Consider the following 13,235-nt stretch of genomic DNA (forward strand, 5'->3'; position numbering starts at 1 on the left):
CCGAGCGCTGGAGGAAGCGCCGTGTCTCCGCGGCAATCTGCTGCGTCTCGCCGGTGAAGACCGAACTCGGGAATGAGTTGGGCCCGTCAGCCGGTGGCCGGCTGGTGGGCGTCGGCCGCGGGGGTGCGGACGAGGTTGCCCTCCTGGGCGAGGTGTTCGTGGAGGAGACGGATGGCCATCGCGCCCTCGCCGGCGGCCGACGCCACCCGCTTGACGGAACCGCTTCTGACATCGCCTGCGGCGAACACGCCGGGCTGGGTGGTTTCCAGCATCAGTGGCCTGCGGCCCAGCGGAGCCCAGGGGCCCTCTGGGCCTGTCTCGGCTGCGGCGGCTGCGGCGGTGCCGGTCAGCACGAAGCCCCGGGAGTCCAGAGCGAGCGCACTGGCCAGCCACTCGGTGTGCGGGCGGGCCCCGATGAACACGAACAGCGCCCGCGCTGGGATCTCGCCGAGCCGACCGGTGACGGTGTCGCGCACCTCCACCGAGCGCAGGACGTCCTCGCCGGTGGCCCTGTGCACCTCGCTGTGCAGCAACACGTCGATCTTCGGGTGCCGTTCCACCTGGTCCACCAGGTAGCGGGACATGTCCTTGTCCAGGAAGCCACTGCGCACCAGCAGGCGCACCTCGGACGCGTACTCCGCGAGGAAGAGAGCGGCCTGGCCGGCGCTGTTGCCGCCGCCGACGATGGCGACCGGGTCCGTGCCGCAGGTCTGGGCCTCATGCAGCGTCGCGGCGTAGAACACACTGTGGCCCTCAAGGCGTTCCACGCCGGGCGCCCGCAGCCGGCGGTAGCGCACACCCTGGGCCAGCACGACGGCGCGGGCCCGGATGGTGGTGCCGTCGGTGAAATGTACGGCGCACTGTCCGTCCCGCTGTGCGAGCCCGGCCGCCTCCAGCGGCAGCGTGATCTGGGCGCCGAACTTGCGGGCCTGGAGCACGGAGCGGTCCATGAGTTCGCCCCCTGAGATGCCGGACGGAAAGCCCAGGTAATTCTCGATACGTGCGGAGGACGCGGCTTGGCCGCCGGTGGCGAGGTTGTCCACGATCACCGTGGAGAACCCGTCGGAGGCTCCGTACACGGCGCTCGCAAGACCGGCCGGGCCCGCTCCTACCACCAGCAGCTGGCACTCGGTGACGTCGCGCGCCGGCGCGGGCAGCCCGACGAGTCGGGCGAGGCTCGCGGGGCCGGGGTTGCGCAGCACCTGCTGTCCCTGCCAGATGACCACGGGGGTCTCTTCCGGCCGGATGGAGAATCTGCGCAGCAGTGCCTCGGATTCCCGGTCCCTTTCCAGGTCGGTCCACCGGTGCGGCAGCCGGTTGCGCACGGCGAACTCGCGCAGCTGCCGGGTCTGCGGTGAGAAGCTCGAACCCAGGATCCGGAAACCGGCGCCCATGCCGATGAGCAGCTGGCGGCGGCCCAGGTAGGCGCGGAGCACCAGGTCCCCCAGGACCGGGTCACGGGCGATCAGTTCCCGCTGTCGCTGGACCGGGACGGCCAGCACCTCGCCGGGCTCACGCACGATCGCCGTGTCGAAGGCAGCCTGGTCCTCCAGCAGGCCCAGCTCGCCCAGGAACCTTCCCGGGCCGTGCACGGCCACCGTACGCTCGTCCGCGCCGCCGTGATCGTGGACCACTTCGACCAGCCCGCTGACGACGGCCAGGAACTCTTCGCACGTCCGGCCTTCGCGGAACAGCACCTCCCCCGCGGAGGCCCGCCGCCGCTCACCACGGCGCGCCAGCACGTCCAACTGCTCCGGGGTCAGCCGGGGGTAGGCGCCGCTGTGGTCGGGCGTCTCAGGAGGCGTTTCGGCAGTGGCGGAGCCGACGGCCATCAGACCAGGGCCTCGTCGATGAAGCAGTAGCGCCAGTCCTCTCCCGGTTCGAAGGACTGGACGATGGGGTGGGCAGCGGTGGCCGCGTGCCGTCGGGCGTGCCGGTTCGGAGAGGAGTCGCAGCACCCGACGTGCCCGCAGGTGAGACACATCCTCAGGTGTACCCAAGGGGTGCCGTCGGCCAGGCACTCCTCGCAGCCCTGGGGGGTGCGAGGCTCCACGGGGCGGACGAGTGAAAGATGCGGATCGGTGAAGGTGGTCATCAGTGTCCTCCTGTACGTCTGCTCACGCCGCCGGACGGGCCGTCCGGCGGACTGCGATGGTCTCTTCGGCCCACCGGCGCAGCTCGGTTGCCGGGGCGGCACCGGCTTGGCGGGCGATCTCCGTTCCGTGATCGAGGATCAGCAGGGTCGGCACGGCCTGCACCTGAAAGCGCTGGGCGAGTCGCGGCGAGGCGTCGACGTCGACTTTGACGAGCTTGACCTGGCCGGCCAGTTCCCGTGCGACCTGTTCCAGTGCGGGGCTGACCCGGCGGCACGGGCCGCACCAGGTGGCCCACAGGTCGACGAGCACGAACGGATCCGCCTGCTCGGCGATCTGCGCGAAGTCGACGTCACCGGCATCGGTGATCCAGGGCAGCGCCGTTCCGCAGGCACCGCAGCGCGGGGTTCCCTCGGCCGCTGCCGGCAACCGGTTGGTGCGGCCGCATGTCGTACAGCTGATGTTCTTGTTCCACAGGCGCGCCATCGGATCTCACGCGGCCCTTCCCGTGTCGGTCTGCGACGGCCCGTCGTAGGTCACGACCAGCTCGCCGTTGTGCTCATCCACCCCGATCGTCGCCCCGTCCTGCACGTCGCCGCGGATCAGGGCCCGGCCGACCAGCGTCTCGATCTCGTGTGAGATGTAGCGGCGCAATGGCCGGGCGCCGTAGACCGGGTCGAAGCCTTGCTCTGCTATGTGCTCGCGGGCTGCCTGGGTCAGTTCGACGGTGATCTGCCGTTCGGCCAGCCGCCGGCGCAGGTCGTTGAACTGCAACTCGACGATGTGCTGGATCTGCTCGCGGGCCAGCGGCTTGAACAGCACCACGTCGTCGACCCGGTTCAGGAACTCGGGGCGGAAGTGGCCTTGCAGCTCGCCCATCACGAGGGCGCGGGCGTCCGGCTTGATTTCCCCCTCGGCGGTGACCCCGTCGAGCAGGTGGGTCGAGCCGATGTTGGAGGTCATGATCAGGATGGTGTTGCGGAAGTCGACGGTGCGGCCCTGCGCGTCGGTGATTCGACCGTCGTCGAGCACCTGGAGCAGGGTGTTGAAGACGTCGGCGTGCGCCTTCTCGATCTCGTCGAAGAGGACCACCGAATACGGCTTGCGGCGCACCGCTTCGGTGAGCTGACCGCCTTCCTCGTAGCCGACGTACCCGGGCGGGGCTCCGAGGAGCCGGCTGACGGTGTGCCGTTCCTGGTACTCGCTCATGTCCAGGCGGACGATGTTCTCCTCGGAGTCGAACAGAGCCGCCGCGAGCGCCTTGGCCAACTCGGTCTTGCCGACGCCGGTGGGGCCCAGGAAGATGAACGAGCCGATCGGCCGGTGCGGGTCGCGGATGCCGGAGCGGGCCCGGATGATGGCGTCGGAGACCACCTTGACGGCCTCGTCCTGGCCGACCACCCGTTCGGTGAGGATCTCGTCGAGCCGCAGCAGCTTCTCCCGCTCCCCCTCCTGGAGCCGGGTCACCGGGATGCCGGTCCAGGCTGCGACGATCTCGGCGATCTCCTCCTCGGTGACCACCTCGTGCAGCAGCCGCTGTTCGCCCTGCTTGGCGGCGAGGGTGTCCTCCTCGGCGGCCAGCCGCCGCTCCAGTTCCTGGACCCTGCCGTAGCGCAGCTCAGCGGCACGGTTGAGGTCGTAGGCGCGTTCTGCTTCCTCGGCGTCCTGGCGGACCTGCTCCAATTCCTGACGGAGCTCCTGCACGCGCCGAATGGCCTGTCGTTCGGCATCCCACTGGGCGTGCATGGCATCGGCGTCGGCGCGCAGGTCGGCCAGCTCACGACGGAGTTCCTCCAGCCGTTTGTGGCTGGCCGGGTCGTCCTCCTTGGCGAGCGCGGCCTCCTCGATCTCCAGACGGGTCGCCCGACGGGTGATCTCATCCAGGTCGGCCGGCATGGAGTCGATTTCGGTGCGCAGCCGGGCGCAGGCCTCGTCGACGAGATCGATGGCCTTGTCGGGCAGGAATCGGTCGGTGATGTAGCGGTGGCTGAGGGTCGCGGCGGCCACCAGCGCGGTGTCCTGGATCTTCACGCCGTGGAACACCTCAAGGCGCTCCCGCAGGCCACGGAGGATCGAGATGGTGTCGCCCACGCTGGGCTCGTCCACCATGACCTGCTGGAAGCGGCGCTCCAGGGCGGCGTCGGACTCGATGCGCTTGCGGTATTCGTCCAGTGTGGTGGCGCCGATCATGTGCAGTTCGCCACGGGCCAGCATCGGCTTGAGCATATTGCCGGCGTCCACCGCGCCCTCCACGCTGCCCGCCCCGACGACGGTGTGCAGTTCGTCGACGAAAAGCAGGATGCGACCCGAGGCGGCCTTGACCTCGTTCAGCACGGCCTGCATGCGCTCTTCGAATTCGCCGCGGTACTTTGCGCCTGCCACCAGGGAACTCATGTCAAGGGCGAAGACGGTCTTGTCCCGCAACCCATCAGGCACGTCACCGCGTACTATCCGCTGTGCCAGGCCCTCCACGATGGCTGTCTTGCCGACGCCGGGATCGCCGATCAGCACCGGGTTGTTCTTCGTCTTCCGGCTGAGGATCTGCATCACCCGCCGGATCTCCCCGTCCCGGCCGATCACCGGGTCCATTCGCCCGTTGCGTGCCTCGGCGACCAGGTCGCGGCCGTACTTCTCCAGTGCCTCGTAGGCGGCTTCGGGCGTCGCCGACGTGACGCGCTGGTTACCGCGGATGCGGGTCAGCCCGGACAGCAGCGTCTCCTTCGTCAGGCCGTGTTCCTTCAGCAGGCGGCCCGCAGCGGTCTGGGACCCCTCATCGGCGAGGGCCAGGACGAGGTGCTCGACGGACACGTACTCGTCCTTCAGCCGCTTGGCCTCCTGCTCGGCGGCGTCCAGCAGCCGGGCCAGCCGCTGGGTGACATACACCTGGCCGGGGGTGGCGCCCGGGCCGGTCACCTTGGGCCTGCGGGAAAGCTCCGCCGAGACCGCGGACTTCAGGGCTTCGGTGTCGGCGCCCGCCTGTGCACTGAGCCGCGGGACCAGCCCGTCCGGCTGTTCGAGGAGCGCCAGCAGCAGGTGCTCGCCATCAGTCTCGGTCTGGCCGAGCCGCCCGGTGATGGTCTGCGCCTCTTGGAGGGCTTCCTGGGACTTCTGGGTGAGCTGGTTCATATCCACGATTCGTCCCTCCTGGAGCCTGTCTCAGCGCGTCGCACCTCGGCCTCCAGCTCGCCGATGCGGTCGAGCAGGTGCATCACCAGGCCGACGGCGGCGTAGTTGAGCTGGAGCCCGGCCCGCAGCCGCTGGACGCGGGCCAACGTGGCCGGGGCACCGGGGCCGAACCACAGTCGGCCCTCGGCGTCGTGCGCGGCGTCCACCAGGCCGAGCGCGACCAGCCTGCGGATCAGATCGGGGTGCAAGCCGCAGCGCCGCGCGGTCACATCCAGGCTGAACCGGCGAGTCACCGGCACAAGGGTGTAGACGCCGGCGCCAACGCTGGGGCCACGCCGTGTTGCCTGTTGTAGGTCTTGGGCCCGCGGGGCGTCTGCCCGCGATTTGCTGGTCATCGTGGCTCCCTGGGCTCGAAGGTGGACACGGCTGCCAGCTCCTCGAAAAGCCGGCGCTCCTCGTCACTGGGCTCGGGCGGCACCATGATCCGGATCTCCGCGTAGAGGTCCCCGTCGCGTCCGCGCGGGGCAGGCATGCCCTCGCCCCGCAGACGCAGCCGCCGCCCGCTGGAGGAGCCGCCCGGCACGGTCACCTTGGCGGTGCCGCCGGGGGTGGGCACCGGCACCGAGGCGCCGAGCGCCGCCTCCCAGGGCGTCACCGGGATCGCCACATGGATGTTCCGGCCGTCCAGCCGGAAACGGGGGTGGGGCTTGATCCGCACTCGCAGGTACAGGTCGCCCTGGGGGCCGTCGCCGCTTCCCCGCCCGCCTTCACCGGCCAGCCGGATACGCTGCCCGTCCAGCACGCCGCGGGGCACATCCACGTCGTAGGACCGCTCGCCCTCGGGACCCGCGAGGGTGACACTGCGTCGGCCGCCGCGGTAGGCCTCCTCGACACTCAGCGCAAGCTCGGCCTCCTGGTCGGCGCCGGGCATCGGGCCGAAGCCCCCGCCCCGGCCGAAGAGCCCACCGAAGAGGTCCTCGACGTCGATGTCCGGGCCGCCCCCGCCGAAACCGTTGCCGTACCTGACCCGACGGCCGCCGTCGCCGGCCCGGCCGGGTCCGCCGCGCGCCCCGGCCCCGGCACCGACCCGCTCCTCCCAGTCCTCGGGAATCTGCCGGAAGTTCTCGCCGAATCGGTCGTAGCGGCGCCGGGTGCCGGGGTCGGAGAGCACGCTGTACGCGTCGTTGAGCTCCTTGAAGCGCTCCTCGGCACCCGGGTCCTTGTTGATGTCGGGGTGGTGTTCGCGGGCCAGTCGGCGGAAGGCCTGCTGGATCTCCTGCGAGGAGGCATCCCGCTGCACCCCGAGCACCTCGTAATAGTCCCGTGCCATGGGCCGTCACTCCTGCCGCTTGCTGACCACGACGGATGCTGGACGCAGCTGCTCCTCACCCCTGCCGTATCCGGGGCGCACCACCTGGGCCACGGTGTTCGGCTCGGCATCCGGGTCGTCGACGACGCCGACGACCTCGTGCCGGGCCGGGTCGAAGGGCACCCCGGTCTCCGCGTCGCGCGGGTAGCCGAGCCCGCGCAGCACGTCGACGGCCTGGTCGCGCACCGCCTCGACTCCCTTGAGCACGGCGGACGGGTCGGCCTCGGCGTGCGACAGGGCCAGTTCCAGGTTGTCCAGCACGGGCAACAGGGCCGCCGTGGTACGGCCGCGCTCGTCGGCCCGGACGCGGGCCAGCTCCTTCGCGTGCCGCTTGCGGAGGTTGTCCAGATCGGCCAGGGCGCGGCGCCAGCGGTCCCGGAGTTCGTCGAGCTGCTCGGCGGGGCTCTGGTCCGTTTCCGCGGAGGAGTGGTTTACGCCGACTGGCTCGGGGGGGTTGCCCTCCCTCTCCGTGGTCCGGTTGTCGCCGGCTACTTCGGAAGGGGCCGGGGGCTTCTGCGGCCCTGACGGCGGCGACGAGCCGGGCCTCGCGTCCGAAGGCGCCGTCTGCTGCTGAGGGGGTGTCATCGGATCTGGTTCGGTGGGCATACGGACCTCAGCTCTTGTCGAACTCGGCGTCGATCACGTCCTCGTCGGCCGGTCGGGACTCGCCCGGCCCGCCCTCCTGCGGGCCGCCCTCGGCCTGGCCCGCGTCGGCCTGACGTGCCGTCAATGCGGCGTAGACCTGCTGAAGTTCGGAGGTCAGCGACCGAACCCGCTCCAGTGGCGCCTCCTCCTTGACGGCTGCCCGGGCGTCGCCTACGAGCATCTCGGCGCGGGCCTTTTCGTGCGCCGGGGCGGCGTCGCCCAGCTCGTTCACTCGACGCTCGACCTGGTAGGCCGCCGCGTCCAGCTCGTTGCGTGCGTCCACGGCCTCGCGCAGCGCCCTGTCCTCGCCGCTGTGCTGCTCCGCTTCCTGGACCATCCGCTCGACCTCGGTCTTGTCCAGGTTGGAGCCTTCGCTGATCGTGATGCCCTGTTCGCGGCCGGTGTCCCGGTCGCGTGCGGTGACGTTCAAGATGCCGTTGGCGTCGATGTCGAAGGTGACCTCGACCTGCGGCTCGCCACGCGGCGCGGACCGGATGTCCTCCAGCCGGAAGCGGCCGAGCACACGGTTGTCTGCCGCGCTCTCGCGCTCGCCCTGCAGGACCACGACGTCCACGGCCGACTGGTTGTCCTCGGCGGTGGAGAAGGTCTCGGTACGGCGGACCGGGATCGTGGTGTTCCGCTCGATGATCTTCGTCATCACGCCGCCGCGGGTCTCCACACCCAGCGACAGGGGGGTCACGTCGAGCAGCAGGACGTCCTTGACCTCGCCCTTGAGTACCCCGGCCTGGATCGCGGCACCGACCGCCACCACCTCGTCGGGGTTGACGCTCATGTTCGGGTCCTTGCCGCCGGTCAGCCGGCGGACCAGGCTCTGCACCGCGGGGATCCGGGTGGAGCCGCCCACCAGGATCACCTCATCGATGTCGTTCTCGCCGATCTTGGCGTCGCCCATCGCCTGCTTCACCGGCTCCAGGGTCCGCTCGACCAGGTCGGACGTGATCTGCTCAAAGGTGGACCGCATGACGGTCTCGGTGAGGTGCTTGGGACCGGCCGCGTCGGCCGTGATGAACGGCAGACTGACCTGCGTCTGGGTGACCGAGCTGAGTTCCGTCTTGGCCTTCTCCGCAGCTTCGAAGAGACGTTGCAGCGCCTGAGGGTCGCTGCGCAGGTCGATGCCGTTCTCCTGCTGGAACTTGTCCGCCAGGTGGTCCACCAGGCGCCGGTCGAAGTCGTCGCCACCCAGGTGGCTGTCGCCCGCGGTGGACCGTACCTCCACGACGCCGTCGCCGACATCGAGGATGCTCACGTCGAAGGTGCCTCCCCCGAGGTCGAAGACCAGGACGGTCTCGTGGCCCTTCTTGTCCATGCCGTAGGCCAGCGCCGCCGCCGTCGGCTCATTGATGATGCGCAGGACATCCAGGCCGGCGATCCGGCCGGCGTCCTTGGTGGCGGTGCGCTGCGCGTCGTTGAAGTAGGCGGGCACGGTGATGACCGCCTCGGTGACCCGCTCGCCGAGCTGCTTCGCCGCGTCGTCGGCGAGCTTGCGCAGCACCAGCGCGCTGATCTCCTCCGGCGCGTACAGCTTGCCGCGGACGTCGAACCGGGCGTTGCCCTGCTCGTCGGAGACGACGTCGAAGCCGACCGCCTTGGCCTCGTCGGAGATCTCGTCGTACCGACGGCCGATGAAACGCTTGGCCGAGTAGACAGTGCCCTTGGGGTTGAGGATCGCCTGCCGCCGGGCGAGCTGGCCGACAAGCCGTTCACCGGTGTCAGTGAAGGCGACGACGGACGGGGTCGTACGGGTGCCCTCGGCATTGGCCAGGACCTGCGCCTCACCGCCCTCCCATGCCGCGATGACCGAGTTGGTGGTTCCGAGATCGATGCCGACTGCCTTGGCCATGAGGTGCTCCCTCCTCGGACGGGCACACCCACTCACGAACTGTTAAGGGGTGTGTGTTTCTCATGCGGCGGCCCGTAGCAAGCTGTGCACCCTCCCGTAGGACGGATCGCGGGTGCCTCCGTCAACCCAGTCCGTTCGCGGTCGGCCTGTGCCGTCGCCGGTGGCCAGTGTCCGTATCAGCATGGCGACCTGCACCCCGGCGCCGCCTGCCCCTACCGGGACTAAATCCAGGCTCTCTCTCCCCCCACCGGGACAGGAGGCGAGGGGCGGCCCGGAGCCCTAGCGTGGAAGAGGCGGTCGGCAGAGCCCTTCTGCCGGGGAGCTCCGGTCAGCGGCCGTAAGGCACTCCAGAGAACCGTCGAACGCCACAGAGCACGGAGAGTCCTACCATGACCGCGTCAGCTCTGCCAAGCGCAGTCCCCCGGAGGCCCCAGGATGTGCGCGGGCCCGCCGGCGGCACCCCCCGTCGTCGCGCGACCGAGCGCACCTGGCCCGCCTCCACAGGCTGTCCCCGCTCGCCACGATCATGAACAGCGAGCGGGATGAGGACGATGTCCTGCGGCGTGCCCTGGACGCCGTGGCCGCCCTCGGGCCATGCCGGGCGGAGGCCGGCTTCCTCGCCCAGGACGGGGCGCCGGTGCCCGCGCCCGCCGAGCAGCCGCAAGCCCCCGGTCTGACCGTGCAGGTGCGGCGGCTGCATGGCGGGGACGGCCCGGTGACCGTGCCGGGCCGGGCCTGGGCCTGGGCCTTCGCGCTACGCACCGCGTCCAGCGCTGGAGCCGACGGCACCAGGCACAGCACCCTCGGCCACCTGGTGTGCAGCGCCCAGTCACCGCCCGGCGACGACGCACGCTATGTGCTGCACGTCCTGGCCCAGCAGACCGCAGTGGCCCTGGCCGCAACCGCAGCCCGGCTCGGAGCACGCGGCCGGGCCCGGGAACTGGCCGCGTCGGTAGAAGATCTGGAGCACCAGCACCGCGTCCACGAGGCGCTCAACGAGGCCTTGGCGAGCGGCGCGGGCGTAGCGGGGACGGCCGAGACGGTGCACCGGCTCACCGGTCGGCCCGTCGCCGTCGAAGACCGTTTCGGCAATCTGCTGGCCTGGGCGGGCCCGGGCCGCCCCGACCCGTATCCGAAGCCGGACGCGGCGCAGCACGAGGGGTTCCTCCAAGGGGCAGCCCGCTGGACGCGGCCGGTGCGGATGGGCAAGCGGCTGGTCACCGTGGCCCGGCACTGCGGCGAGGTGCTGGGAGCTGTGGCCCTGGTCGATGCCGACGGCGGCGCCGGACCACGGGAGGAGTTCACGCTCGGGCGTGCGAGCACTGTAATTGCGAGGGAACTGGCCCATGCACGCAGCATCGCCGACGTGGAACTGCGGCTCCGCCGGGAACTCGTGGATGACCTGATCCACGGCACCGACGACGCCGGCGCCTACAGGCGCGCAGCCGCCGTCGGTCACGACCTGCACGGCACTCATCATCTGGCGGCCGTACGGTGGACCGGCCGGGCCACCGACAAGGCGTTGGTCCAAGCGATCGGCCGGTCCGCCGCGAGCCTGCGCATACCGGCGCTGCTTGCCGGCCAGCCGGGCATGGTCGTGCTGGTGCTCCAGGGAGATCCGCGGCCGGAGGCCCTTTACCACTCTGTGGCCCGGGAGCTCGGCTCCGCCGCGGGGGCGATCGGTGCAGGCGACTGCTGCGCAACACCGGGCGAGATCCCGCGGTCGTACCGGGAAGCCCTGCGCGCCCTGGAGGTACGCCGGCAGTCCTGCTCACCGCACGGCGGTACCGCGTTCGACGAACTGGGCCTCTACCGGATTCTCGGACCGGGTGGCGACCAGGGCGACACCGAGCGCTTCGTCCGCGAATGGCTCGGCCCGCTCCTGGACTACGACGCGGCCCACCACTCCGATCTGATGCAAACCCTCTACCAGTACTTCGAATGCGGTGGCAACTACAACGTCACCGCCGCCGCACTGACCATCCACCGGAGCACCCTGCGCTACCGGCTGCAACGCATCCGGGAGATCAGCGGCAGAGACCTCCGCGACGTCGACAGCCGGCTGAACCTGCATGTCGCCGCCCGGGTCTGGAGAGTCATGGGCAAGCCGTTCCGATCGGAGGGATGATGGCCACACCCGAGCGGGATCCGACCGCGTAGACCTGCTCCGTCACTGGCTCTCCTCTGTTTCGAAGGACCCGGAAGTCGTCGTACCAGCCGAGGCTCGCTGAGCCTTTGCCAACTTGACCGCAGTGGGCTGGGGTTGGCCTGAGCGATAGGTGCAGCCCCCGCATTACGTCGCTCAGGCGCGGGCTGATCCAGCTTTCATCAGTGCTTCATGGTCCGAACCGGATTACGGAGCGACAACGAGAAAGCACCAACTGACCCACCCCTCTTTTCCCTGTGGCAAGGTCAGTGATGTATCCCCGTGCGTGGAAGTCGTCCCGTTGCCGCAGGCTGCGGCACCTCCCTCAGTTTCAGCCCGGTGCCCTTGGGATCCAGGCTCATCACCGCGAGGTAGCCGCACTTGAGTGCGGCCTGACCGCCCGTTTCCGCACGCCAACCGACCTCGCCACGTTCCTCGCCTGAGGCCCTGCTCAGATCAAGATCAAGAAGACAGGCTGAAGATCTGCATGCCCTTAATGGCGGTACGTCTCCAGCAGCCGCAGCCACACCTCGCTGATCGTCGGGTATGCCGGGACCGCGTGCCACAGCCGCTCGACGGGGACCTCCCCCGCGATCGCGACCGACGCCGAATGCAGCAGCTCGCTGACTCCCGGGCCCACGAATGTGGCACCTACGACGATCTCGCGGTCGAGGTCGACGACCATACGGGCGCGGCCCCGGTACCCGTCGCCGTACAGGCCCGCTCCCGCGACGCCCGCCATGTCGTAGTCCACTGCCCTGACCCGGTGCCCGGCGCTCTCCGCCTCGGCGAGGGTGAGACCGCACGAGGCAGCCTCCGGATCCGTGAAGACCACCTGGGAGACCGCCGCGTGGTCGGCGGTCGCGGCGTGGGCGCCCCAGCGGTCCGTCTCGAGCAGCGGCACGCCCTGCGCCCGTGCGGTGATCGCGGCACCGGCGATACGGGCCTGGTACTTGCCCTGATGGGTCAGCAGGGCCCGGTGGTTGACGTCCCCGACGGCGTACAGCCAGTCGCTGCCCTCGACCCGGCAGCTGTCGTCCACGGTCAGCCAGGAGCCCGCGGTCAGGCCCACCGTCTCCAGGCCGATGTCGTCGGTGCGCGGGGCGCGGCCGGTGGCGATGAGGATCTCGTCGGCCTCGATCCGCTCGCCGTCCTCAAGCACCACCGTCACCGGTCCATCGCCCCGCTCGACCGAGGCGGCGGACATGTGGAACCGGAGATCCGCCCCCGCTTCCTTGAGCGCGGATGCCACCAGCTCGCCCGCGAAGGGCTCCATCCTCGGCAGCAGCCCGCCGCCGCGCACCAGCATCGTCACGCGGGAGCCGAGGGCCTGCCAGACGGTGGCCATCTCGGTGGCCACCACGCCCCCGCCGACGATCACCAGACGTCCGGGGACCGACTGGGCGCTGGTCGCCTCACGGCTGGTCCAGGGCCGGGCACCGGCCAGTCCGGGCAGCTCCGGAATGGCCGCGCGGCTTCCCGTGCACACGGCGACCGCGTGCCGCGCGGTCAGCTGCTGCTCCCCCTCGGGACCTGTGACGACGACGGTCCTCCTGCCGGTGAGCCGGCCCTGGCCGCGGTAGAGATCCGCTCCGATGTCCGCCAGCCAGCTGACCTGGCCGTCGTCCTTCCAGTGCGAGGTGTACTCGTCCCGGTGGGCAAGCACCTCGGCCGCGTCGAGCGGCCCCTGTACCGCCCCGCGCAGTCCGGGGACCCTGCGTGCGTCGGCGCGCGCCGTCACCGGGCGCAGCAGGGCCTTGCTCGGCATACACGCCCAGTACGAGCACTCGCCGCCCACCAGTTCGCTCTCGACCACCGCGGTGCTCAGGCCGCCGGCGCGGGCGCGGTCGGCCACGTTCTCTCCGACCGGGCCCGCGCCGATCACCACCACGTCGTACACCGTGTTCTTCATGCCATCCGTCATGAGGGCCAGTCTGGTACGGGGTGTGCCGAGCGGCCACATGGGCAGTCGGAATACGACAGCGAACACCACGG

At 70.5% G+C, this 13,235-nt stretch carries 10 protein-coding genes; 1 reads left to right on the forward strand and 9 read right to left on the reverse strand.

Going from position 1 to position 13,235, the window contains the following annotated elements; translation table 11 throughout:
• Window positions 1-86: 86 nt before the first annotated feature.
• From OG452_RS02295 to dnaK, 8 genes are read right to left on the reverse strand one after another with little or no spacing between them, the layout of a single operon-like run.
• The gene (locus OG452_RS02295; protein ID WP_327293900.1) at window positions 87-1,832 is read right to left on the reverse strand and encodes an FAD-dependent oxidoreductase; all 1,746 of its coding nucleotides are present in this window, start codon (window positions 1,830-1,832) and stop codon (window positions 87-89) included.
• Entirely contained in the window at window positions 1,832-2,095 is a 264-nt protein-coding gene (locus tag OG452_RS02300; protein WP_327293901.1) for a UBP-type zinc finger domain-containing protein, read from the reverse strand. The genes OG452_RS02295 and OG452_RS02300 overlap by 1 nt, the downstream gene beginning before the upstream one ends.
• Before the next feature lie 22 nt (window positions 2,096-2,117).
• Window positions 2,118-2,579: a thioredoxin gene (trxA, locus tag OG452_RS02305; RefSeq protein WP_327293902.1), complete on the reverse strand. Its 462-nt coding sequence runs from the start codon at window positions 2,577-2,579 to the stop codon at window positions 2,118-2,120.
• 6 nt (window positions 2,580-2,585) lie between these two features.
• On the reverse strand, window positions 2,586-5,225 hold the full coding sequence (clpB, locus tag OG452_RS02310) for an ATP-dependent chaperone ClpB (protein WP_327293903.1): 2,640 nt from the start codon (window positions 5,223-5,225) through the stop codon (window positions 2,586-2,588).
• On the reverse strand, window positions 5,216-5,614 hold the full coding sequence (locus OG452_RS02315; RefSeq protein WP_327293904.1) for a chaperone modulator CbpM: 399 nt from the start codon (window positions 5,612-5,614) through the stop codon (window positions 5,216-5,218). The genes clpB and OG452_RS02315 overlap by 10 nt, the downstream gene beginning before the upstream one ends.
• Window positions 5,611-6,549: a DnaJ C-terminal domain-containing protein gene (locus OG452_RS02320; RefSeq protein WP_327293905.1), complete on the reverse strand. Its 939-nt coding sequence runs from the start codon at window positions 6,547-6,549 to the stop codon at window positions 5,611-5,613. Before OG452_RS02320 ends, OG452_RS02315 begins: the two co-directional genes overlap by 4 nt.
• A 6-nt stretch (window positions 6,550-6,555) precedes the next feature.
• Window positions 6,556-7,194, reverse strand: coding sequence for a nucleotide exchange factor GrpE (grpE, locus tag OG452_RS02325; RefSeq protein ID WP_327293906.1), 639 nt, complete (start codon window positions 7,192-7,194; stop codon window positions 6,556-6,558).
• Window positions 7,195-7,201: 7 nt separating this feature from the next.
• Window positions 7,202-9,094 (reverse strand): molecular chaperone DnaK, encoded by a 1,893-nt coding sequence (gene dnaK, locus OG452_RS02330; RefSeq protein ID WP_327293907.1) that lies wholly within the window; start codon window positions 9,092-9,094, stop codon window positions 7,202-7,204.
• Window positions 9,095-9,620: 526 nt separating this feature from the next.
• On the opposite strand from dnaK, the gene OG452_RS02335 reads away from it, so the two are divergent.
• Window positions 9,621-11,222 carry a PucR family transcriptional regulator gene (locus OG452_RS02335; protein WP_327293908.1) on the forward strand — a complete coding sequence of 534 codons (1,602 nt, stop codon included), beginning with the start codon at window positions 9,621-9,623 and terminating at the stop codon, window positions 11,220-11,222.
• Between the two features lie 511 nt (window positions 11,223-11,733).
• Here OG452_RS02335 and OG452_RS02340 read toward each other — a convergent pair.
• Complete coding sequence (locus tag OG452_RS02340; protein WP_327293909.1) at window positions 11,734-13,164, reverse strand: dihydrolipoyl dehydrogenase family protein; 1,431 nt, start codon at window positions 13,162-13,164, stop codon at window positions 11,734-11,736.
• Window positions 13,165-13,235: the final 71 nt, after the last annotated feature.

Origin of the sequence: Streptomyces sp. NBC_01197, from assembly GCF_036010505.1 — a bacterium.
Lineage (GTDB): Bacteria > Actinomycetota > Actinomycetes > Streptomycetales > Streptomycetaceae > Streptomyces.

Bases quoted from the DNA above. Each gene is read 5' to 3' on its own strand.
- dnaK (WP_327293907.1), bottom strand. From the start codon at position 9,094: ATGGCCAAGGCAGTCGGCATCGATCTCGGAACCACCAACTCGGTCATC.
- OG452_RS02340 (WP_327293909.1), bottom strand. From the start codon at position 13,164: ATGACGGATGGCATGAAGAACACGGTGTACGACGTGGTGGTGATCGGC.
- OG452_RS02335 (WP_327293908.1), top strand. From the start codon at position 9,621: ATGAACAGCGAGCGGGATGAGGACGATGTCCTGCGGCGTGCCCTGGAC.
- OG452_RS02295 (WP_327293900.1), bottom strand. From the start codon at position 1,832: ATGGCCGTCGGCTCCGCCACTGCCGAAACGCCTCCTGAGACGCCCGAC.
- grpE (WP_327293906.1), bottom strand. From the start codon at position 7,194: ATGCCCACCGAACCAGATCCGATGACACCCCCTCAGCAGCAGACGGCG.
- OG452_RS02300 (WP_327293901.1), bottom strand. From the start codon at position 2,095: ATGACCACCTTCACCGATCCGCATCTTTCACTCGTCCGCCCCGTGGAG.
- OG452_RS02315 (WP_327293904.1), bottom strand. From the start codon at position 5,614: ATGACCAGCAAATCGCGGGCAGACGCCCCGCGGGCCCAAGACCTACAA.
- trxA (WP_327293902.1), bottom strand. From the start codon at position 2,579: ATGGCGCGCCTGTGGAACAAGAACATCAGCTGTACGACATGCGGCCGC.
- OG452_RS02320 (WP_327293905.1), bottom strand. From the start codon at position 6,549: ATGGCACGGGACTATTACGAGGTGCTCGGGGTGCAGCGGGATGCCTCC.